General features: G+C 58.0%; 20 protein-coding genes. 13 read left to right on the top strand and 7 right to left on the bottom strand.

The features are described 5' to 3' along the window. Positions 1-143: 143 nt before the first annotated feature. From priA to rraA, 7 genes are all read left to right on the top strand, one after another. Positions 144-2,339 (top strand): primosomal protein N', encoded by a 2,196-nt coding sequence (priA, locus tag HF675_RS00540; RefSeq protein WP_187043903.1) that lies wholly within the window; start codon positions 144-146, stop codon positions 2,337-2,339. A gap of 272 nt (positions 2,340-2,611) precedes the next feature. Beyond that, complete coding sequence (gene cytR, locus HF675_RS00535; protein ID WP_105233047.1) at positions 2,612-3,640, top strand: DNA-binding transcriptional regulator CytR; 1,029 nt, start codon at positions 2,612-2,614, stop codon at positions 3,638-3,640. Positions 3,641-3,705: 65 nt separating this feature from the next. Continuing rightward, positions 3,706-4,554 carry a cell division protein FtsN gene (gene ftsN, locus HF675_RS00530; RefSeq protein ID WP_187043902.1) on the top strand — a complete coding sequence of 283 codons (849 nt, stop codon included), beginning with the start codon at positions 3,706-3,708 and terminating at the stop codon, positions 4,552-4,554. A 102-nt stretch (positions 4,555-4,656) separates the two neighbouring features. Beyond that, positions 4,657-5,187, top strand: coding sequence for an ATP-dependent protease subunit HslV (hslV, locus tag HF675_RS00525; RefSeq protein WP_015962318.1), 531 nt, complete (start codon positions 4,657-4,659; stop codon positions 5,185-5,187). Positions 5,188-5,199: 12 nt separating this feature from the next. Continuing rightward, the gene (gene hslU / locus HF675_RS00520) at positions 5,200-6,531 is read left to right on the top strand and encodes an HslU--HslV peptidase ATPase subunit (RefSeq protein ID WP_105233049.1); all 1,332 of its coding nucleotides are present in this window, start codon (positions 5,200-5,202) and stop codon (positions 6,529-6,531) included. Between the two features lie 96 nt (positions 6,532-6,627). Next, positions 6,628-7,545, top strand: a complete 918-nt coding sequence (locus HF675_RS00515; protein ID WP_105233050.1) for a 1,4-dihydroxy-2-naphthoate polyprenyltransferase — start codon at positions 6,628-6,630, stop codon at positions 7,543-7,545. A gap of 79 nt (positions 7,546-7,624) precedes the next feature. Continuing rightward, a complete protein-coding gene (gene rraA, locus HF675_RS00510) occupies positions 7,625-8,110 on the top strand; it encodes a ribonuclease E activity regulator RraA (protein ID WP_111737950.1) in 486 nt (161 codons plus the stop codon). A gap of 58 nt (positions 8,111-8,168) precedes the next feature. Here the strand turns inward: rraA and zapB are convergent, their stop codons facing one another. Continuing rightward, on the bottom strand, positions 8,169-8,408 hold the full coding sequence (gene zapB, locus HF675_RS00505; protein WP_015962322.1) for a septal ring assembly protein ZapB: 240 nt from the start codon (positions 8,406-8,408) through the stop codon (positions 8,169-8,171). Positions 8,409-8,937: 529 nt separating this feature from the next. Between zapB and HF675_RS00500 the strand changes: the two genes are divergently transcribed. From HF675_RS00500 to glpX, 3 genes are all read left to right on the top strand, one after another. Continuing rightward, complete coding sequence (locus HF675_RS00500; protein ID WP_111737951.1) at positions 8,938-9,789, top strand: MIP/aquaporin family protein; 852 nt, start codon at positions 8,938-8,940, stop codon at positions 9,787-9,789. A gap of 48 nt (positions 9,790-9,837) precedes the next feature. Continuing rightward, a complete protein-coding gene (glpK, locus tag HF675_RS00495) occupies positions 9,838-11,346 on the top strand; it encodes a glycerol kinase GlpK (protein WP_105233053.1) in 1,509 nt (502 codons plus the stop codon). A gap of 126 nt (positions 11,347-11,472) precedes the next feature. Further along, entirely contained in the window at positions 11,473-12,483 is a 1,011-nt protein-coding gene (gene glpX / locus HF675_RS00490) for a class II fructose-bisphosphatase (protein WP_105233054.1), read from the top strand. A 35-nt stretch (positions 12,484-12,518) separates the two neighbouring features. Here the strand turns inward: glpX and emrD are convergent, their stop codons facing one another. Beyond that, a complete protein-coding gene (gene emrD, locus HF675_RS00485; RefSeq protein WP_187043901.1) occupies positions 12,519-13,703 on the bottom strand; it encodes a multidrug efflux MFS transporter EmrD in 1,185 nt (394 codons plus the stop codon). 348 nt (positions 13,704-14,051) lie between these two features. On the opposite strand from emrD, the gene fpr reads away from it, so the two are divergent. Continuing rightward, complete coding sequence (fpr, locus tag HF675_RS00480) at positions 14,052-14,798, top strand: ferredoxin--NADP(+) reductase (protein WP_105233056.1); 747 nt, start codon at positions 14,052-14,054, stop codon at positions 14,796-14,798. On the opposite strand, the gene HF675_RS00475 is transcribed toward fpr, so the two are convergent. Then, the gene (locus tag HF675_RS00475) at positions 14,799-15,221 is read right to left on the bottom strand and encodes a DUF805 domain-containing protein (protein ID WP_111737952.1); all 423 of its coding nucleotides are present in this window, start codon (positions 15,219-15,221) and stop codon (positions 14,799-14,801) included. Positions 15,222-15,409: 188 nt separating this feature from the next. Between HF675_RS00475 and HF675_RS00470 the strand changes: the two genes are divergently transcribed. Together HF675_RS00470 and tpiA are read left to right on the top strand one after the other, a co-directional pair. Continuing rightward, entirely contained in the window at positions 15,410-15,997 is a 588-nt protein-coding gene (locus HF675_RS00470; protein WP_105233058.1) for a DUF1454 family protein, read from the top strand. Positions 15,998-16,185: 188 nt separating this feature from the next. Continuing rightward, on the top strand, positions 16,186-16,953 hold the full coding sequence (tpiA, locus tag HF675_RS00465) for a triose-phosphate isomerase (protein WP_015962330.1): 768 nt from the start codon (positions 16,186-16,188) through the stop codon (positions 16,951-16,953). Positions 16,954-17,012: 59 nt separating this feature from the next. Here tpiA and HF675_RS00460 read toward each other — a convergent pair whose 3' ends face one another. The 4 genes from HF675_RS00460 to cpxP all read right to left on the bottom strand — a co-directional run bounded on the left by HF675_RS00460 (position 17,013) and on the right by cpxP (position 20,966). Next, positions 17,013-18,002 carry a sulfate ABC transporter substrate-binding protein gene (locus HF675_RS00460; protein ID WP_187043900.1) on the bottom strand — a complete coding sequence of 330 codons (990 nt, stop codon included), beginning with the start codon at positions 18,000-18,002 and terminating at the stop codon, positions 17,013-17,015. 188 nt (positions 18,003-18,190) lie between these two features. Further along, the gene (pfkA, locus tag HF675_RS00455) at positions 18,191-19,153 is read right to left on the bottom strand and encodes a 6-phosphofructokinase (RefSeq protein WP_105233060.1); all 963 of its coding nucleotides are present in this window, start codon (positions 19,151-19,153) and stop codon (positions 18,191-18,193) included. 236 nt (positions 19,154-19,389) lie between these two features. Continuing rightward, positions 19,390-20,292: a CDF family cation-efflux transporter FieF gene (gene fieF / locus HF675_RS00450; protein WP_105233061.1), complete on the bottom strand. Its 903-nt coding sequence runs from the start codon at positions 20,290-20,292 to the stop codon at positions 19,390-19,392. Between the two features lie 212 nt (positions 20,293-20,504). Further along, on the bottom strand, positions 20,505-20,966 hold the full coding sequence (gene cpxP / locus HF675_RS00445; RefSeq protein WP_105233062.1) for a cell-envelope stress modulator CpxP: 462 nt from the start codon (positions 20,964-20,966) through the stop codon (positions 20,505-20,507). Positions 20,967-20,989: the final 23 nt, after the last annotated feature.

Genomic DNA, 20,989 nt, shown 5'->3' with positions numbered 1-20,989 from the left:
ACGTGGTTGATGATAATTTATTGGTATCGAATTATACCAAAGGCGGCAAATTATACAGAATAAAATACACCACGCAATCGGATCCGTACATTTGGCCGCCTGCCGTGTAAACTAGCCCCCTCTTTCTCATTTGGATGGACCCTATGCCCGTTGTTCACGTTGCTCTACCGGTTCCGCTGACCCGCACTTTCGATTACCTGCTGCCCCAGGGGCTGCAGCCGGTGGTTGGCGCGCGCGTTTGCGTACCCTGGGGAAAGCAGCGCGCCATCGGCATCGTCACCGGGTGTAGCGAAAGCAGCGAACTGCCGCTGGAAAAACTCAAACCGATAGACAGCATTATCGACGGTGATTCGCTGTTTCCCGCCGGCATGTGGCGCATCCTGCGCTGGGCCAGCGACTATTATCACTATCCGCTCGGCGAAGTGCTGTTTCATGCGCTACCGACCCTGCTGCGCCAGGGTAAACCGGCGGAAACTACGCCGCTGTGGCAGTGGTTCGCGACCGAAACGGGCCGTGCCACACCGCCGGAAAACCTGAAACGTGCGCCCAAACAGCAGCAGGCGCTCGCCGCCCTGCTGCAGCGCCCGGTGTATCGTCACCAGGTCAGTGAACTCGATCTGACCGACAATGCGCTGCAGGCGCTGCGTGCCAAAGGCCTCGCCGACCTGCGCGCGCAGACCGCAGCGCTGCAGGACTGGCGGCCCGGCTTCAGCGTGCAGGGCGAACGGCTGCGGCTCAATACCGAACAGGCCACCGCCGTCGGCGCCATCCGCAGTGAGGATGAACAGTTCGCCGCCTGGCTGCTGGCCGGGATCACCGGCTCCGGCAAGACCGAGGTCTACCTCAGCGTGCTGGAAAATATTTTGGCGAAAGGCAAACAGGCGCTGGTGCTGGTGCCGGAAATCGGCCTGACGCCGCAGACCATCGCCCGCTTTCGCGAGCGTTTCAACGCACCGGTGGATGTCCTGCACTCCGGCCTGAACGACAGCGAGCGTCTGGCCGTCTGGCTGCGCGCCCGCAGCGGCGAAGCGGCGATTGTCATCGGTACCCGCTCGGCGCTGTTTACCCCGTTCGCCCGCCTGGGCGTCATCATTATCGATGAAGAACACGACAGCTCGTATAAGCAGCAGGAAGGCTGGCGCTACCACGCGCGCGATCTGGCGGTGTTCCGCGCCCATGCGGAAAATATTCCGATGGTGATGGGCTCGGCCACGCCGGCTCTGGAGACGCTGCATAACGTACAGCTGGGCAAATACCGGCAGTTAAAACTGACGCAGCGCGCCGGCAACGCCAAACCGGCCGCCCAGCACCTGATTGATCTGAAAGGCCTGCCGCTGAAGGTCGGCCTGTCGCAGCCGCTGCTAAACAGCATGCGCCACCACCTGAAAAACGATAATCAGGTGATGCTGTTCCTCAACCGCCGCGGCTATGCGCCGGCGCTACTCTGTCACGAATGCGGCTGGATTGCCGAATGTCAGCGTTGCGATCGCTACTACACCCTGCACCAGAATTACCGCCAGCTGCGCTGCCACCACTGCGACAGCCAACGGCCGGTGCCGCACCAGTGCCCGCAATGCGGCTCCACGCATCTGGTATCGGTCGGCGTCGGTACCGAACAGCTGGAAAACGAGCTGGCGCCGCTGTTCCCGGACACGCCGATTACCCGCATCGATCGCGACACCACCAGCCGTAAAGGATCGCTGGAGCAGCACCTGAACGAGATCCACCGTGGCGGCGCACGTATCCTGATCGGCACGCAAATGCTGGCCAAAGGCCACCACTTCCCGGACGTGACGCTGGTGGCGCTGCTGGACGTTGACGGCGCGCTGTTTTCCGCCGACTTCCGCTCCGCCGAGCGCTTCGCCCAGCTGTATACCCAGGTGTCCGGCCGCGCCGGCCGCGCCGGCAAACAGGGGGAGGTGCTGCTGCAGACCCACCACCCGGAACACCCGCTGCTGCAAACGCTGCTACAGCAGGGTTACGACGCCTTCGCCAAACAGGCGTTGAGCGAGCGCAACAGCGTCTTCCTGCCCCCCTACACCAGCCATATCATGCTGCGCGCCGACGATCACGATAATCAGCAGGCGCCGATGTTCCTGCAGCAGCTGCGCAACCTGCTGGAAGCCAGCCCGCTGAAAGACGATTCCCTGTGGGTGATGGGGCCGGTACCGGCGCTGCAGTCCAAACGCGGGGGACGTTTTCGCTGGCAACTGCTGCTGCAACACCCGTCACGCCGCGTCCTGCAGGCGATCATGAAGAACACGCTGCCGCTGATCGGTACCCTGCCGCAGGCCCGTAAAGTCAAATGGACGCTGGACGTCGATCCTATCGACGGCTGAACACGGAAAAGTCTGATTTCTTTGGCGTTAAGCAAACGTTTACCCTTGAATTTGCGAGCGAACGCGAAAAACTCCCGCTTCATCACATTTTTTATGCAAATTAGGTAACAAAAGCGGTACGTAATCTGTTTAGAATATCGTGAAGATTTCCGCTGGCGGGCTGCACATCCGCAGGACCTGGCGTCAACGCGGAAATGCGCCCTGATACGGCGTCGTTGCCTGGGGTATGGCAGTAATCGCGTTGGCATTGGGCTGACGCAAGGAGAAAGGCGTTGGAACACAAGAAAGAGTTATCCATGGCAACCATGAAAGACGTTGCGGAAATGGCGGGCGTTTCAACGGCAACCGTATCACGTGCGCTGATGAATCCGGAGAAAGTCTCTGCGCCAACGCGTCAGAAAGTGGAACAGGCCGTACTGGCCGTGGGTTACTCTCCGCATGCGCTGTCGCGCAACGTTAAACGCAATGAATCCCGCACCATCCTGGTGATCGTCCCGGATATCTGCGATCCCTTCTTCGCCGATATTATTCAAGGGATCGAGCAGACTGCCGCGCAGCAAGGCTACCTGGTGCTGATCGGCGACTGCGCGCAGCAAAATCAGCAGGAGCGCACCTTCGTTAATCTGATTATCACCAAACAGATCGACGGCATGCTGCTGCTCGGCTCCAATCTGCCTTTTGACGCCAGCAAGGAAGAGCAGCGCAACCTGCCGCCGATGGTGATGGCCAATGAGTTTGCGCCGGAACTGGAACTGCCCACGGTGCACATCGACAACCTGACCGCCGCCTTTGAGGCCGTACATTATTTGCATCAGCTCGGACATACGCGAATCGCCTGTGTCGCCGGGCCGCAGCAGATGCCGCTCAGCGAATATCGCCTGCAGGGTTACATTCAGGCACTACGCCGTAATGGCATTACCGTCGAAAGCGGCTATATTACCCGGGGTGATTTCACTTATGAAGCGGGCGCAGCCGCGCTGAAAACCCTGATGACGCTGCCGAAACCGCCGACGGCGGTCTTCTGCCACAGCGATATCATGGCGATCGGCGTATTGTCGCAGGCGCGTAAAATGGGCCTGAGCGTCCCGGGCGATCTATCGATCGTCGGTTTTGACGATCTGAAAATGACGCAGTATTGCGATCCGCCGTTAACCACGGTGGCGCAACCGCGCTTTCAGATTGGTCAACAAGCCATGTTACTGTTACTGGAGCAGCTGCACGGGCAAAATGTCGCCAGCGGCTCCCGTTTATTGGACAGCGAACTGATCGTCAGAGGCAGCACCGCCGCCCCTAAACGCTAGTCAAATATTTTAGTGTTCAGTAACATGATGAACTTAATTTCTTATAAAGATACAGCGGAAGAATAGTGGCACAGAAAGACTATGTAAGCCGCGGGCGCTCTGGAGCGCGGCGCAAAACCCCCAGCCGTAAAAAAAGCAGTTCTCCGAAGGTGTCCAAAACCGTGGTAGCGCTTGCGGTCGCCTTGTTGGTGATCTTTGCCGGCGGTCTCTACTTTATTACCCATAACAAACCGGACGACGAACCGCTGTCGCCGGCCCACAGCAGCCGTCCTGGCAACGGCCTGCCGCCGAAGCCGGAAGAGCGCTGGCGCTATATTAAAGAGCTGGAAAACCGCCAGACCGGCGTACAAACCCCGACCGAACCGACGGCCGGCGGCGAGGTGAAGTCCAAAACCCAGCTGACGCAGGAACAGCGCCAGCTGCTGGAGCAAATGCAGGCCGATATGCAGCAGCGCCCGACCCAGCTCAATGAAGTGCCGTATAACGATGCAGCCCAGGCGGCACGTAACAACGCGCAGCAGCAAATGCAGCAGCAGCGTCAACAACAGCAGCAGCAACAGCAGGCGCAACAACAACAGCCGGCAAGCCAGCCGCGCAACCCGTTCAGCAACGGCGCCAGCCAGCCGGCGCAGCAGCCTAAACCGGCGACGCCGCCGGCAGCGAAGACGGAAAGCAAGCCGGAGCAGAAACAGCGCTGGATGGTGCAGTGCGGCTCGTTCCGCGCCGCCGATCAGGCCGAGTCTGTCCGCGCGCGCCTGGCGTTTGAAGGGATTGAAAGCCGCATCACCAACGGCGGCGGCTGGAACCGCGTGGTGCTTGGGCCGTTCAGCAGCCGCGCCGGCGCCGACAAAACCCTTTCCCGTCTGAAGGGCATCGGCATGTCAGGATGCATTCCCCTCTCCGTCAGGGGTTGAAAAGCCGTAATCCTCCCCCATCTATACTCTCAATATGCCCCGTAGCACCTGCGCAAGCAGGCGCTGCGGGGACTTCTTTCAGTCTGCAACGAGGGTCTGCTCGTGACAACAATTGTAAGCGTACGCCGCAACGGCCAAGTCGTCATCGGTGGCGATGGCCAGGCAACATTGGGAAATACGGTGATGAAAGGCAACGTCAAAAAAGTGCGTCGCCTGTACAACGATAAAGTGATCGCCGGTTTCGCCGGGGGCACCGCTGACGCCTTCACGCTGTTTGAGCTTTTCGAACGTAAACTGGAGATGCACCAGGGTCATCTGGTGAAAGCCGCCGTCGAACTGGCGAAAGACTGGCGTACCGACCGCATGCTGCGCAAGCTGGAAGCGTTGCTGGCCGTGGCCGATGAAAACGCCTCGCTGATCATCACCGGGAATGGTGACGTGGTTCAGCCTGAAAATGATTTGATCGCGATCGGCTCCGGCGGCCCGTACGCCCAGTCAGCCGCGCGCGCATTGTTGGAAAATACCGAATTGGGCGCCCGTGAAATCGTCGAGAAATCTCTCGGCATCGCCGGCGACATCTGTATTTACACCAACCACAATCTCACTATTGAAGAACTGCCTTCCAAAGCGTAAGGATCGAATACTATGTCTGAAATGACTCCGCGCGAGATCGTCAGCGAACTGGACGGTTATATCATCGGCCAAAGCAAAGCCAAACGCGCCGTTGCCATCGCCTTGCGTAACCGCTGGCGCCGTATGCAGCTCAACGAGATGCTGCGTCACGAAGTGACCCCGAAAAATATTCTGATGATCGGCCCGACCGGCGTCGGTAAAACCGAAATCGCCCGTCGTCTGGCAAAACTGGCCAACGCGCCGTTTATCAAAGTCGAAGCCACCAAATTCACCGAAGTGGGCTACGTCGGTAAAGAAGTGGATTCCATTATCCGCGACCTGACCGACGCCGCAGTGAAAATGGTGCGTCTGCAGTCAATCGAGAAAAACCGCACCCGCGCCGAAGAGATGGCGGAAGAGCGCATCCTTGACGTGCTGATCCCGCCGGCCAAGAACAACTGGGGCCAGGCTGAAGAGCAGCAGGAGCCGTCCGCCGCACGCCAGTCGTTCCGTAAAAAACTGCGCGAAGGCCAGTTGGACGACAAAGAGATTGAAATCGACCTGGCCGCCGCGCCGATGGGCGTCGAAATTATGGCGCCTCCGGGTATGGAAGAGATGACCAACCAGCTGCAGTCGATGTTCCAGAACCTCGGCGGCCAGAAGCAGAAACCACGCAAGCTGAAGATCAAAGAGGCCTTCAAACTGCTGGTGGAAGAAGAAGCAGCCAAGCTGGTTAACCCGGAAGAGCTGAAAGAGCAGGCGATTGAAGCCGTTGAACAGCACGGTATCGTGTTTATCGATGAGATCGACAAAATCTGTAAGCGCGGCGACTCCTCCGGCCCGGATGTCTCCCGCGAAGGCGTGCAGCGTGACCTGCTGCCGCTGGTGGAAGGCAGCACCATCTCGACCAAACACGGCATGGTGAAAACCGACCACATCCTGTTTATCGCCTCCGGCGCTTTCCAGGTTGCCAGCCCGTCCGATCTGATCCCGGAACTGCAGGGCCGTCTGCCGATCCGCGTTGAACTGCAGGCGCTGACAACCGAAGACTTCGAGCGCATTCTGACCGAACCGAACGCGTCGCTGACCGAGCAGTACAAGGCGCTGATGGCCACCGAAGGCGTGACCATCGACTTCACCGCCGACGGCATCAGCCGTATTGCCGAAGCCGCATGGCAGGTTAACGAAAGCACCGAGAACATCGGCGCGCGTCGTCTGCACACCGTGCTGGAGCGTCTGATGGAAGAAATTTCCTACGACGCGAGCGAGATTAATGGTCAATCCATTACAATTGATGCGGAATACGTGCGCAATCACCTGGATGAGCTGGTTGCGGATGAAGATTTGAGCCGTTTTATCCTATAATCGCTCTATCATTGTCCTGTCAGTCATTAAAATGGGGGGCGTTGCCCCCCATTTTTTTATCTGCAGACACAGCCACTTGACTTGCTGAAGCGAAAAATGAGCTCATCTACCTCCACGACCCCAGCCAGAGCCTGGCTGGAAAGTTTACGACCACGCACCCTGCCGCTGGCTTTCGCCTCCATCGTTGTCGGCTCCGCCATTGCCGCCTGGCAAGGCAGCCTGAAACCCGGCGTCGCGCTGTTGGCGCTGTTAACCGCCGGGCTGCTGCAAATTCTCTCTAATCTGGCCAACGATTACGGCGATGCCGTCAAAGGCAGCGATAAAGAAGACCGCATCGGGCCGCTGCGCGGTATGCAAAAAGGCCTGATTACCCAGGCGCAGATGAAACGCGCGCTGATCGTTACCGTGGTGCTGATCGCCATCGCCGGCTGTTCACTGATCGCGCTGGCCTGCAAAACGCCGAGTGACGTAGCCGGCTTCCTGGCGCTCGGCGCGCTGGCTATCGTCGCTGCCATCACCTACACCGTCGGCAATAAGCCTTACGGCTATCTGGGGCTGGGGGATATCTCGGTGCTGGCGTTCTTCGGCTGGCTGAGCGTGGCCGGCACCTATTACCTGCAGACGCTGCATTTCGACAGCATCGTCATGCTGCCGGCCACCGCCTGCGGCCTGCTGGCGGCGGCGGTGCTGAACATCAATAACCTGCGGGATATCGAAAGCGACCGCGACAACGGCAAAAATACCCTGGCGGTACGGCTGGGGCCGAAGAACGCCCGGCGCTACCATGCCTTGCTGCTGATTGGCGCGGTGCTGTGCTTTGCTCTGTTCACCCTGTTCAATCTGAGCGGTCCGTGGGGCTGGTTGTTTGTGCTGGCGGTGCCGCTGCTGTGGCGCCATGCGCTGCGCGTACTGCGCGATCCTTCACCGGCCGGCATGCGACCGATGTTGGAGCACATGGTCAAGGCCGCCCTGCTGGCGAACATTTTGTTTGCCGCCGGCGTAGCGCTCAGTTAGATAAAAACTGATGATTTTGCCAACAGGGCTCAGAAAGGGATATACTGGTTATTCCAGCGGCAAACAGACATAAAATCCTATGAAATACGATACTTCCGAACTTTGCGATATCTATCATGAAGAGGTCAACGTGGTTGAGCCTCTGTTCTCTAATTTTGGCGGGCGTACTTCATTTGGCGGACAGATCACCACGGTGAAGTGTTTCGAGGATAATGGCCTGCTTTTTGATCTGCTTGAAGAAAACGGCCGCGGCCGTGTACTGCTGGTCGACGGTGGCGGTTCGGTACGCCGGGCGCTGATCAACGCAGAACTGGCGCGTCTGGCGACCCAGAACGAGTGGGAAGGCATTGTGGTTTACGGCGCGGTGCGTCAGGTGGACGATCTGGAAGAGCTGGATATCGGCATTCAGGCCATGGCGGCCATCCCGGTCGGCGCCAGCAGCGAAGGCGTGGGCGAAAGCGATATCCGCGTCAACTTCGGCGGCGTCACCTTCTTCTCCGGCGATCATCTGTATGCCGATAATACCGGCATCATTCTCGCGGAAGACCCGCTCGATATTGAATAAGCCGTTACCATGAAAAAGGGCGCCGTCGGCGCCCTTTTCGTTACTGCGGCAAACGGAATCAGACCTCTTCCATTTTGCCCAGCAGCGCGCGCAGGCGATCTTGCCATACGTGCTGTTCTTCTTTCAGTTGCTGATTCTCACGCACCAGTGATTCATGGTTGCCGGCAGCATTCTGCACTTCCTGAGACAGCGTGTTGTTCTTCTCTTTCAGCTCTTCAATTTCCATCTGCAACAGAGTGATGGTATCAATCGCCTGCTGAACTTTTGCTTCCAGTTTTTCAAATACTTCAAATGACATTCTTCAGTCCCCTCATGATAGCAAGGCGTACATCTATTAAACAGCGGCCGCAACACAGGCTGCAGCCGCTGCGAATATGCATCGCGCCAAGTGACACGCGCTTTGGTTAAAAACGCGCCTGTCTCGATAAAACGCTCTTTCGATAAAAACGATTGTAAGTAGCCCGCCTCTTACTGTCTAGCAACATACCGGCTCAACGCGCAGTCTGTTGCAATTTTCCTGCCCCCGCCATCAGCCAAAACTGAAAATGCGCGTATAACAATAAACGCGCGTTAACAATTGTCAGACAAAACCCCGGCCAAATCCGTCGCGAGATGGCTCAGAAAGAACACCTGACAACGCGAATTCGCTCAATTTTATGACGAAGCACACACATTTTGATTTCGCTATTTCTCGTTTATGTTCGTTAACGATAAATTTACATCACGTCCTCAATTTAAAAGAGGATGAGATTAAAAAAACCTGTACCTTAAGGCCGGCAGGCTATCCGCCGAGCCTAAAACCTATAACCCTGCAGGACAACAACATTATGAGCCAAAACACCAGTCCGACATTAAAAGGCCAATGTATCGCAGAATTTCTCGGCACCGGCCTACTGATCTTCTTTGGCGCAGGTTGCGTTGCCGCACTAAAACTGGCCGGCGCCAGCTTCGGCCAATGGGAAATCAGCGTTATTTGGGGCTTCGGGGTCGCCATGGCGATCTATCTGACCGCCGGCATCTCCGGCGCCCACCTCAACCCGGCCGTAACCCTCGCGCTATGGCTGTTCGCCAACTTCAACGGCCGCCGCGTGGTTCCCTTTATCATTGCCCAGGTCGCCGGTGCCTTCTGCGCCGCCGCGCTGGTCTACGGCCTGTACTATAATCTGTTCTTTGATTACGAAACCGCCCACAACATGGTACGCGGCAGCACAGAGAGTCTGGATCTGGCCGGGATTTTCTCCACCTATCCAAACCCGCATATTTCCGTTGCGCAGGCGTTCCTGGTGGAAACCGTGATCACCGCCATTCTGATGTGCCTGATCCTAGCGCTGACCGACGATGGCAACGGCGTACCGCGCGGCCCGTTGGCGCCGCTATTGATCGGTATTCTGATTGCCGTTATCGGCGCCTCCATGGGACCCTTGACCGGCTTCGCCCTGAACCCGGCGCGTGATTTCGGGCCGAAAATGTTCGCCTACATCGCCGGCTGGGGTAATGTCGCCTTTACCGGCGCACGTGAAATCCCGTACTTCCTGGTACCGATCTTCGGGCCGATTCTCGGGGCCATCCTGGGCGCATTCGGCTACCGTACCTTGATTGGCCGTCACTTGCCTTGCGACGACTGCGTCGAAGAAGAGCAAGAGCAGCCAGCCGCCAAAACGCCGCAGCGTAAAGCGTAAAGCGTAATTGGCGCAGTTTAAAATGGTTAACAACAGCAGGACTCAACCATGACCACAGAAAAAAAATTTATTGTCGCTCTCGACCAGGGAACCACCAGCTCACGCGCCGTCGTCATGGATCACGATGCCAATATCGTTGCGGTATCGCAGCGCGAATTTGAACAAATTTATCCAAAGGCCGGCTGGGTAGAGCATGACCCGATGGAGATTTGGGCTTCCCAAAGCTCCACGCTGGTCGAAGTGCTGGCGAAAGCCGACATCAACTCCGATCAAATCGCCGGGATTGGCATCACCAACCAGCGTGAAACCACCATCGTGTGGGAAAAAGAGACCGGTAAGCCTATCTACAACGCCATCGTCTGGCAGTGCCGCCGCACCGCGGATATCTGCGAGCAGCTCAAGCGCGACGGTATGGAAGAGTACATCCGCCAGAATACCGGCCTGGTGGTCGATCCGTATTTCTCCGGCACCAAGGTGAAATGGATCCTGGATCACGTCGAGGGCGCCCGTGAACGCGCCAAGCGCGGCGAACTGCTGTTCGGCACCGTAGACACCTGGCTGGTGTGGAAAATGACGCAGGGGCGGGTTCACGTTACCGATTACACCAACGCCTCGCGCACCATGATGTTCAACATCCACCAGCTCGACTGGGATGAGCGTATGCTGCAGGCGCTGGATATCCCACGCGCCATGCTGCCGAAGGTGCGCCCATCTTCCGAAATTTACGGCCAGACCAACATCGGCGGCAAAGGCGGCACGCGTATCCCTATCGCCGGCATCGCCGGTGACCAGCAGGCGGCGCTGTTCGGCCAACTGTGCGTTCAGCCGGGAATGGCGAAAAACACCTACGGCACCGGCTGTTTCCTGCTGATGAATACCGGCGAAGAAGCGGTCAGCTCCAGCCACGGCCTGTTGACCACCATCGCCTGCGGCCCGCGCGGCGAAGTGAACTACGCGCTGGAAGGCGCGGTATTTATCGGCGGCGCGTCCATCCAGTGGCTGCGCGACGAACTGAAACTGATCAGCGATGCGGCCGACTCCGAATACTTCGCCAGCAAGGTGAAAGACAGCAACGGCGTCTACGTGGTGCCGGCCTTTACCGGCCTGGGTGCGCCATACTGGGATCCGTATGCACGCGGCGCCATCTTCGGCCTGACCCGCGGCGCGAACAGCAACCACATCATCCGTGCGACGCTGGAATCCATCGCCTACCAAACCCGCGACGTACTGGACGCCATGCAGGCCGATTCCAATACCCGTCTGCAGTCGCTGCGCGTTGACGGCGGCGCCGTCGCCAACAACTTCCTGATGCAGTTCCAGTCCGACATTCTGGGCACGCGCGTAGAGCGTCCTGAAGTGCGCGAATCCACCGCGCTGGGCGCGGCGTTCCTCGCCGGTCTGGCTATCGGCTACTGGAACGATCTGGATGAGGTGAAGAGCAAGGCGGTCATCGAGCGGGAATTCCGCCCGAGCATCGAAACCACCGAACGTAACTACCGTTACAGCGGCTGGAAAAAAGCGGTCGCCCGCGCGCAGGCGTGGGAAGATCACGAATAATTCCGCGCCGGAGTCACGTTATCAATGCGCTGCCGCAAGGCAGCGCTTTTTTTTGCTCCGCCGCGCGCCCCTGCCGCTGTGGTAAACTTATCCGCTCTTCCCCTCTACGCACTGACAGGTTTTGCCATGAAACGTGAATTAGCCATCGAATTTTCCCGCGTCACCGAAGCTGCGGCGTTAGCCGGCTACCAATGGCTGGGGCGCGGCGACAAAAATGCCGCCGACGGCGCCGCCGTGCACGCAATGCGGATTATGCTCAACAAGGTGGCGATCGATGGCCGCATCGTGATTGGCGAAGGCGAGATCGATGAAGCGCCGATGCTGTATATCGGCGAGCAGGTCGGCACCGGTCAGGGCGATGCGGTAGACATCGCCGTCGATCCGATTGAAGGCACGCGCATGACCGCCATGGGGCAGTCCAACGCGCTGGCGGTGCTGGCCGTCGGCGATCGCGGCACCTTCCTGCACGCGCCGGATATGTATATGGAAAAACTGGTGGTAGGCCCGGAAGCGCGCGGCGCTATTGACCTTAACCTGCCGCTTGCCGACAACCTGCAAAACGTCGCGGCACGGCTGAACAAGCCGCTGTCGCAGCTGACGGTGATTACGCTGGCCAAACCGCGTCACGACGCCGTTATCGCGCAAATGCAGCAGATGGGGGTCAAAGTCTTCGCCATTCCTGACGGTGACGTCGCCGCCTCCATCCTGACCTGTATGCCGGAGAGCGAAGTGGATGTGATGTACGGCATCGGCGGTGCGCCGGAAGGGGTGATTTCAGCCGCGGTGATTCGCGCACTGGACGGCGATATGCAGGCGCGTCTGTTGCCGCGCCATCAGGTGAAGGAAGACAGCGACGCCAACCGCCGCCTCGGCGAACAGGAACTGGCGCGCTGTAAAGAGATGGGCATAGAGGCGGGCAAGGTGCTGCTGCTGGGCGATATGGCGCGCAACGACAACGTCATCTTCGCCGCCACCGGCATCACCAAAGGCGACCTGCTGGAAGGCATCAGCCGCAAGGGCAATATGGCGACCACGGAAACGCTGCTGATCCGCGGTAAATCACGCACCATCCGCCGCATCCGCTCAACCCACTATCTGGATCGTAAGGACCCGGCGCTGCACCCGTTCCTGCTGTAATCCGTTATGCGGCCAGAGTCCTCTGGCCGCTCACGTTAAGCCGTATGCCCCGCCTGCTGCATACGGTTGGACAGCGGCCACCAGCACAGCAGAATCAGCAGCGCCATGGCGAACATCAGCAGACCCAGGCTGAACTGCCCGGTTTGCGGCAGCATGGACGACAACCAGGTGGCGAGGCCGGAGCCCATATTCTGCATCCCCCCCACCAGCGCGCCAGCAGCGCCGGCCAGATAAGGGAACGGCTCCATCGCCCCGGTGGTCGCCAGCGGGAACAACATCCCGGCGCCAAAGAAAAACAGCGCAGCGGGAACAATCAGCGTCCAGATATTCATCACGCCGAACCAGCCGGGGATCCACATCATCAGGCCCGCCAGCAGGCAGCTCAGCACCGAATGCCACATCAGCTGATGGAAGCTTTTGCCGTCACGGCCGGCATACCACGCGCCGAAAAAAGCCGCCGGGATCGGCAGAATAAACAGGATGCTGACGGTCAGTCCATTCAGTCCCAGCACTCCGCCCATCAGTACGCCGCAGCTGGCCTCAAACACCGCAATCCCCGCCAGACCGCCGATCAGCATCACCAGATAGCGGCTGAACGACCCGTCCGCCAGCAGCTGGCGGAAGCTGGCCAGCATGCGCCGTTTTTCAGTTTGCTCTGGACGGGTTTCCGGCAGCCAGCGAAACATGGCGAAAGCAACGCCCACGCACAGCGCCAGCAAAAACGCATAGCTGGCGCGCCAGCCGAAGACCATCGCCAGCGTACCGCCGATCACCGGCGCCAGCAGCGGGCTGACCAGAATACCCATATTCAGCAGGCTGTTGGCATAGCGCAGCGCGGTGCCGGCATACAGGTCGCGCGGCATGGTGCGCGCCATCACGCCGGCCACTCCGGTGCCCATGCCCTGAATGGCGCTGGCGGCCACCAGCATGGTCAGGCTGTCGGCCAGCAGCGCGCCGGCAGCGCCAACCATAAAAATCGCCATCCCGGCCAGAATCACCGGACGGCGGCCAACGCGATCCGACAGCGGGCCGTAGATCAGCTGTGAAAATCCGTAGGTCAACAGATAAGCCGCCATCACCTGCTGTACGGCGCCGGTGCGCACCGACAAGTCGTGGGCAATATCTGCAATCGTCGGGACATAAATGGTTTGCGCCATCTGACCGACGGCAACCAGCAGGATCAACATCACCAACAGGTGAAAATTCTCTAGTTTTCTCATTCTCTTTGTTAACGTCTTAACTCGCCAAAACCCTGCGCATGGCGGCAATTTTGGCCAGCGTTGCGCAGACATCCTCTTGTTGGCGCATAAACTAACAAATCTATTTTTTTTAGCGAGTCCCCGCCAAATATTGATCCCGATCACACTGGCAGCAAAGTCATCCATTCTCGTAAATTAAACGGTACGTCGCGCATGACGCGGCCGCGAGCAACGCGGGCAGGCAAGGCTTTAGCATTTAATCGATAATTGTTTGCATCAACTTGCCATAAGATAAATATCAGACAGCAATAACGACGCCGACCGCGCAGAGTGCTAATTTTATTTGATTTGATGATGGGAGCATGAAGTATGGCTGAATGGGTAAAAGGCAAGGTTACTCATCTGGAACAGTGGACCGATGGGCTGTTCAGTCTCACCGTCGATGCCGCCATCGACCCATTTACCGCCGGCCAGTTCGCCAAACTGGCGTTAGAGATTGACGGCGAGCGCGTGCAGCGCGCCTACTCTTACGTCAACGCGCCCTGCGACCCCAACCTGGAGTTTTATCTGGTTACGGTGCCGGAGGGCAAACTCAGCCCGCGCCTGAACCAGCTGCAGCCGGGAGCTGAAGTGATGGTGACCAAAGAGGCCGCCGGATTCTTCGTGCTGGATGAAGTGCCGGAGTGCGAAACCCTGTGGATGCTGGCGACCGGCACCGCCATTGGCCCTTACCTGTCGATTCTGCAAGAAGGCAAAGGCCTCGAGCGCTTCAAAAACCTGGTGCTGGTGCACGCCGCCCGCTTCGCCCGCGACCTGAGCTACCTGCCGCTGATGCAGCAGCTTCAGCAGCGCTACAACGGCAAACTGCGCATTCAGACGGTGGTCAGCCGCGAGGACGTCGCCGGCTCGCTGACCGGCCGGGTGCCGGCGCTGATTGAAGACGGACGGCTGGAGGCCGCCATTGGCCTGCCGCTGGATGCAGAAACCAGCCATGTGATGCTGTGCGGCAACCCGCAGATGGTGCGCGACACCCAGCAAACGCTGAAGGAACTGCACGGCATGCGCAAACACCTGCGCCGCAAGCCGGGTCATATCACCAGCGAACATTACTGGTGATTAACCGCGGAATTTGACCGGTTCAGCTTCAGGCCCGAAACGGTTGTCGCCGGGCGTACCGACAAAAGCGCCCAGATCGATGGCCATCATGACGATAATCAGCGTCGGGATAAAACGCCCGACGCCCCACTGCCAGATCGGCGCCAGCATCTGCCAATTCCCCGCCGCCAGCATCCACGCCAAAATCAACAGCAGCGCCCACCAGCCGGACTTATTGCGATCGTGCAGCCGCTTGACCAGCACCGCCGCCGTCGGCCACAGGAGCGCCACAATAAAAAACGCGATGCTCTGGATAGCGACCCACTGATAGTTGGCCAGCGTAAACGCCACGGCCATCAGCACCAGCCAGATGCCCATCCAGAGCCAGAAATCACGCCGCGTAATGCGCCCTTTAAACGAAAAACACCACTGCTGTATTGTCATGGAATCCTGCGTTGTTAATCTGCCCATATGCTGTGCGGCAGTGTAACATAGAGGCGGCAGAGACGGCGTTTGTGCCGCCGTGCCACACGCCATTTGGGGCAGCAAACAGATAATCCGGGCGGATCTTTGACAACCTCCCCCGATTACCGCTTTAATCGGAGTCCGATTTGCTATCAACATCGCGAGCTATGCTGAGAAAACTTCCTCTCGTCGCCTGTCTGCTCTCCGCCATGGGCCATGCCTGGGCTGAGCAAGCGCCGGCCGCCAACGATGCGCCTCCCACCGCGCCGTACCTGCTGGCCGGGGCGCCGACGTTCGATCTGACCGTGGCAAAATTTCGCGCCAAGTACAATCGCGACAACCCCAAGCTGCCGATTGGCGAGTTCCGCGCCATTGACAGCAGCGCCGACGACACGCCGTTGCTGACCCGCGCCGCCAGTAAACTCAATGAAAACCTGTATGCCTCCACCGCGCTGGAGAAAGGCACCGGTAAAATCAAAACGCTGCAAATCACCCACCTGCCGCTGCAGGGCAATGAAGAAAAGAGCGCACGCGCCGTCACCGTCAACTATATGGCAGCGTTGATGCGCCAGTTCGAACCGGCGTTGACGGTGGAGCAGAGCATCATCAAGGTGAGCGCATTATTGGAAAAAGGCAAAGGCTCGCGTTTTTACACCCAGCAGGTCGGCGCCATTCGCTATGTGGTCGCCGATAACGGCGAACAGGGCCTGACATTCGCCGTCGAGCCGGTGAAACTGACGCTGGCGGAGCCGTGAAACACGCGGCGATTAAATGACGAAAAGCAAAGCCATCCGATCCATTCATCTCTATACTGTTGGGCAGGTTGACTGCCGGTCCGGCAGTAGTTATTTATGCCCTTCCTGCCCGAGGCTGCAGCGCTGTAGGCTGCCGCTTCGCTGATGTCGGGCATCGATTCTCACGTTCCCTTGTTGGAGGAAAAATTATGCGTCATCCATTAGTGATGGGTAACTGGAAGCTGAACGGCAGCACGCACATGGTTAACGAGCTGATCGCCGGCCTGCGCAACGAACTGAGCAGCGTAGAAGGCTGCGGCGTAGCCATCGCGCCGCCGGTGATGTATCTGGACCAGGCCAAGCACCAGCTGGCCGGCAGCCGCATCGCGCTGGGCGCCCAGAACGTAGACGTGAACCTGGCCGGCGCCTTTACCGGTGAAGTTTCCGCCAACATGCTGAAAGACGTCGGCGCACAGTACATCATCATCGGCCACTCTGAGCGTCGCACCTATCACAAAGAGAGCGACGAAGTCATCGCCGAGAAATTCGCGGTACTGAAAGAAGCCGGCCTGACCCCGGTTCTGTGCATCGGTGAAACCGAAGCGGAAAACGAAGCGGGCCAGACCGAGGAAGTTTGCGCGCGTCAGATTGACGCCGTACTGAAAACCCTGGGCGCACCGGCAATGAAAGACACCGTAATTGCTTATGAGCCAGTTTGGGCCATCGGCACCGGCAAGTCCGCTACTCCTGCACAGGCTCAGGCGGTACACAAATTTATCCGCGATCATATCGCCAAGCACGACGCCGACGTTGCTGCCGGTATCATCATTCAGTACGGCGGTTCCGTGAATGATAAAAACGCCGCTGAACTGTTCGCACAGCCGGACATCGATGGTGCGCTGGTAGGCGGCGCATCGCTGAAGGCCGACGCCTTCGCCGTGATTGTGAAAGCCGCTGCCGCAGCGAAAAAAGCCTGATAGCGTACGGCTCAGCATAAAAAAACCCCGGCATGCCGGGGTTTTTTATTTTTTACGCCTCAGCGTCTGCTGATCTCGTCAAACTTGCCGCCGCTGGCGAAATGTTCTTTCTGCGCCTTGCTCCAGCCACCGAAGGTATCATCAACGGTAAACAGCTTCAGTTTCGGGAACTGCTCGGCAAATTTGGCCTCGACGGCGGCATCACGCGGACGATAGTAGTTCTTCGCCGCAATCGTCTGCCCTACCGGGGAGTAGAGATACTTCAGGTAAGCGTTCGCTACGTCCCGGGTGCCGCGCTTGTCGACCACGCGATCCACCACGGAGACGGTCGGCTCCGCCAGGATCGACTCGCTCGGAGTAACGATTTCAAAATTGTCCTTACCCAGCTCCTTTTTCGCCAGTAAGGCTTCATTTTCCCAGGCGATCAGCACGTCGCCAATACCACGCTCCACGAAGGTATTGGTCGCTCCGCGTGCACCGGAATCCAGCACCTCCACGTTCTTGTAGAGGCTCTTCACAAACGTCTGCGCCTTGGCCTGATCGTTATTATTATGATGCAGTGCATAACCCCAGGCCGCCAGATAGTTCCACCTTGCGCCGCCGGAGGTTTTCGGGTTAGGCGTGATCACGGAAACGCCCGGTTTAATCAGATCCGGCCAGTCGTGGATCTGTTTTGGGTTCCCTTTACGCACCAGGAACACAATGGTGGAAGCATAAGGCGCCGAGTTGTCCGGCAGGCGCTTGATCCAGTTCTTATCAATCCGTCCGCGCGCGGCGATCGCATCCACATCGTAAGCCAGCGCCAGCGTCACCACATCCGCCTCGATGCCGTTGATCACCGACGTGGCCTGCTTGCCGGAGCCGCCATGGGACTGACGCACGGTAACCTTATCGCCATGCTGTTGCTGCCAGTGCTGGCTGAAGGCGGCATTGTATTCCTGGTAGAACTCGCGCGTCGGGTCGTATGAAACGTTCAGCAATTGAATATCTTTTGCCAACGCTCCGGTTGTCAGCAACATTAATGTCAGGCCTACACCCCATTTACGCATCGCACGCTCTCCCAAGGTAAATAATCGCCAGCTCAAAACGGCTGATTTAGCGTCAAAGCCTGCCAGAAACTGAGCCGGCAATTAAAGAATAAAAAATTTGGGCCTAGACGATTCTGGAATATGGCAACGACAGCGCAAAAAAAAGCCCCCGCGTACGGAGGCTTGTCTGTCGGCGCTGCCGGGCAGAATCAGTACAGCTTTTTCGCCGTTTCCAGCCAGTCACGCTTGAATGGACGCTTCATGTTCTCAATGGCGTCGATAATGTCATGGTGCACCATCTTCTCATTCTGGATACCGACGCAGCGGCCGCCGTACCCTTTCAGCAGCAGTTCGATGGAGTAAGCCCCCATGCGCGAAGCCAGAATACGGTCATAGGCCACCGGCGAGCCGCCGCGCTGAATATGGCCCAGCACGGTAGCGCGGGTTTCACGCTTGGTTTCCTGCTCAATGTAGGCCGCCAGTTCGTCAATGTCGCAGATGTGCTCGGTAATCGCCACGATCGCGTGCTTTTTGCCTTTGGTGATACCGGCCTTGATTTCACACACCAGATCGTCACGGTTAAATTCGATCTCCGGCAGGACAATAAACTCACAGCCGCCGGCAATTGCCGCCGCCAGCGTCAGGTCGCCGCAATAGCGCCCCATCACTTCCACGATTGAAATACGCTGATGTGAGGTTGAGGTATCGCGCAGGCGGTCAATCGCTTCCACCACGGTTTCCAGCGCGGTGAAATAACCGATGGTGTAGTCGGTGCCGGCCACGTCGTTATCGATGGTGCCCGGCAGGCCGATGCATGGAAAACCTTCTTCCGTCAGGCGCTTCGCCCCCATATAGGAGCCGTCGCCGCCGATCACCACCAGCGCATCAATGCCGTGTTTCTTAAGGTTTTCAATCGCCTTGGCGCGTACGTTTTCATCTCTGAATTCCGGAAAGCGGGCCGACCCGAGGAAGGTGCCGCCACGGTTGATCATGTCGGACACGCTGTAACGGTCCAACTGCTCCATGCGATCTTCGTACAAGCCAAGGTAGCCGTCGTAAATACCAAAAACTTCCAGACCTTCCGTAAGCGCGGCGCGTACAACGCCACGGATCGCCGCGTTCATACCCGGCGCATCACCGCCACTCGTCAGTACACCGATTTTCTTGATCATGACTACCTCTGAACTTGTAGATGCAATTTCTTAAGAACTTTGTCGTCTTTGCCGATTGGCCTTTCGCGTTTCCGGTTGCAGCAACCCCGCCTACGAATTTTATTGCCGAATATTATAACAAAATCACCAAGCTGAATTGATTCAGGTCACGCTAAATTCAGGTAAAAAATTAACAACGCACACTGAGCTAATTTTACATTTTCCTCATGAGAGCCGACGCGATTGCGATACGTTAATTATAGCTCCCAACGCCCCTGCCGCCCCGCAGGCACCACGGAACACGGATCCTGGTGGATGATGACATCCGCGCCGGGAAAACGGTGCAATAACGCCTTTTCCACTTGTTCAGCCAAAATATGCGCCTGCATCAGCGGCAAATTATCTTCCATTTCCAGATGCAGCTGAATAAACCGGGTAGGCCCAGACTGACGGGTACGCAAGTCATGCGCCCCTTTAATACCCGGCCATGCGGAAACCACCTCGATAATGGCGCGCCGCTCATCATCCGGCAATGCGCGATCCAGCAGCGACTGTACCGCTTCGTAGCCCATACGTAGCGCGCTGTAAAGAATGTAGACGCCGATACCCAGCGCGAATAATGCATCCGCCCGCTGGAAACCGTACCAGCTTAGCCCAAGCGCTATAAGAATAGCACCATTCATCATGACATCTGACTGATAATGCAGCATATCTGCACGCACCGCCTGACTGCGGGTTTTGCGCACCACCCAGCGCTGGTAGGTAACCAGCAGCAAAGTGCTCAGCAAGGCGATGATCGTCACTACAATGCCGACGGCAGGCGCGCGCAGCGTTTCGGGCGCATAAAGATGCTGGAAGCCGGTCAGGAACAAAAACAGCGCGGAACCGGAAACGAACATGCTCTGCGCCAGCGCCGCCAGCGATTCGGCCTTGCCGTGACCAAAGGTATGTTCCTCATCCGCCGGCTGCAGCGCATAGCGCACCACCAGCAGGTTGGTCAGCGAAGCGGCAATATCGACCAGGGAATCCACCAGCGCCGCCAACAGGCTCACCGACCCGGTGATGTACCAAGCGACGATCTTTATCAGCAACAGGGTTGATGCCATCACGGTCGCGGCCACGGCAGCAGACTTCACCAGGCGCGCATATTGCTGTTCCATAACCTATCCCGATTCACTATCCAGTGGGGTGAGTATAACGGAATGTCGGGTAAAAAATCCCCGCCGTCAGGGTGGTGAACCTTACCGGACAACGAAAATGTTCCTGATATAACGCCTCGTGAATTCTGGGCAAAAAAAAACCCCTCATCATGAGGGGGGAAGACAGGGATGGTGTCTATGGCAAGGAAAAACAGGGTACTACTCAGTCGCACTCACTTCTGGGCAGAAGCTTGCTGCAAACCAGAAAGTTGTTGCTCCATCTGCTGCATACGCTGCTGATGCTTCTGGTCTAAAACACTTTTTTGCTGTGGCGTCAGTAAGTTATACATTTGGTTGCGCACCCGAGCCATTTCGACCTGGCGCTTCACTTGTTCCTGAGCTACCTTCTCCGCCTGTGCATACACGGCGGCTTCATCAAATTTGTTTGCCGTCACCAGCTTATGCATTGCTTCCATTTCAGCTACATTGACACCAGGCAGGTCGTGACGGGCCTGGCGCATTAAATCGCGCATTTGCTGACGTTGCTTTTCAGTCAACCTGACGCCATCAAACATATGATGCTGGCCGGGGTTGCTGGTTGCTGCATCATGCGTGGAAGGCGATATGGCGTCAGCGGCGATGGCGGAACCTGATGCCAACATGGATGCCATGACTAATGCGGTCACCTTACGCATTTTCACTCCTCGTTCATTCCGCT

Source organism: Serratia sp. JUb9, from assembly GCF_014298095.1.
Classification (GTDB): Bacteria; Pseudomonadota; Gammaproteobacteria; order Enterobacterales; family Enterobacteriaceae; genus Serratia_B; species Serratia_B rhizosphaerae.
Note: the sequence above shows the minus strand (reverse complement) of the source record. Positions and strands in the feature narration are given on the sequence as shown.

What these genes read in the sequence shown, in the direction of transcription:
- HF675_RS00460 (WP_187043900.1), bottom strand. Translation starts at nt 18,002, where the DNA reads ATGCGTAAATGGGGTGTAGGCCTGACATTAATGTTGCTGACAACCGGA.
- HF675_RS00500 (WP_111737951.1), top strand. Translation starts at nt 8,938, where the DNA reads ATGAGCCAAAACACCAGTCCGACATTAAAAGGCCAATGTATCGCAGAA.
- emrD (WP_187043901.1), bottom strand. Translation starts at nt 13,703, where the DNA reads ATGAGAAAACTAGAGAATTTTCACCTGTTGGTGATGTTGATCCTGCTG.
- HF675_RS00470 (WP_105233058.1), top strand. Translation starts at nt 15,410, where the DNA reads ATGCTGAGAAAACTTCCTCTCGTCGCCTGTCTGCTCTCCGCCATGGGC.
- priA (WP_187043903.1), top strand. Translation starts at nt 144, where the DNA reads ATGCCCGTTGTTCACGTTGCTCTACCGGTTCCGCTGACCCGCACTTTC.
- glpK (WP_105233053.1), top strand. Translation starts at nt 9,838, where the DNA reads ATGACCACAGAAAAAAAATTTATTGTCGCTCTCGACCAGGGAACCACC.
- fieF (WP_105233061.1), bottom strand. Translation starts at nt 20,292, where the DNA reads ATGGAACAGCAATATGCGCGCCTGGTGAAGTCTGCTGCCGTGGCCGCG.
- HF675_RS00475 (WP_111737952.1), bottom strand. Translation starts at nt 15,221, where the DNA reads ATGACAATACAGCAGTGGTGTTTTTCGTTTAAAGGGCGCATTACGCGG.
- pfkA (WP_105233060.1), bottom strand. Translation starts at nt 19,153, where the DNA reads ATGATCAAGAAAATCGGTGTACTGACGAGTGGCGGTGATGCGCCGGGT.
- glpX (WP_105233054.1), top strand. Translation starts at nt 11,473, where the DNA reads ATGAAACGTGAATTAGCCATCGAATTTTCCCGCGTCACCGAAGCTGCG.
- rraA (WP_111737950.1), top strand. Translation starts at nt 7,625, where the DNA reads ATGAAATACGATACTTCCGAACTTTGCGATATCTATCATGAAGAGGTC.
- tpiA (WP_015962330.1), top strand. Translation starts at nt 16,186, where the DNA reads ATGCGTCATCCATTAGTGATGGGTAACTGGAAGCTGAACGGCAGCACG.
- hslU (WP_105233049.1), top strand. Translation starts at nt 5,200, where the DNA reads ATGTCTGAAATGACTCCGCGCGAGATCGTCAGCGAACTGGACGGTTAT.
- zapB (WP_015962322.1), bottom strand. Translation starts at nt 8,408, where the DNA reads ATGTCATTTGAAGTATTTGAAAAACTGGAAGCAAAAGTTCAGCAGGCG.
- HF675_RS00515 (WP_105233050.1), top strand. Translation starts at nt 6,628, where the DNA reads ATGAGCTCATCTACCTCCACGACCCCAGCCAGAGCCTGGCTGGAAAGT.
- fpr (WP_105233056.1), top strand. Translation starts at nt 14,052, where the DNA reads ATGGCTGAATGGGTAAAAGGCAAGGTTACTCATCTGGAACAGTGGACC.
- cpxP (WP_105233062.1), bottom strand. Translation starts at nt 20,966, where the DNA reads ATGCGTAAGGTGACCGCATTAGTCATGGCATCCATGTTGGCATCAGGT.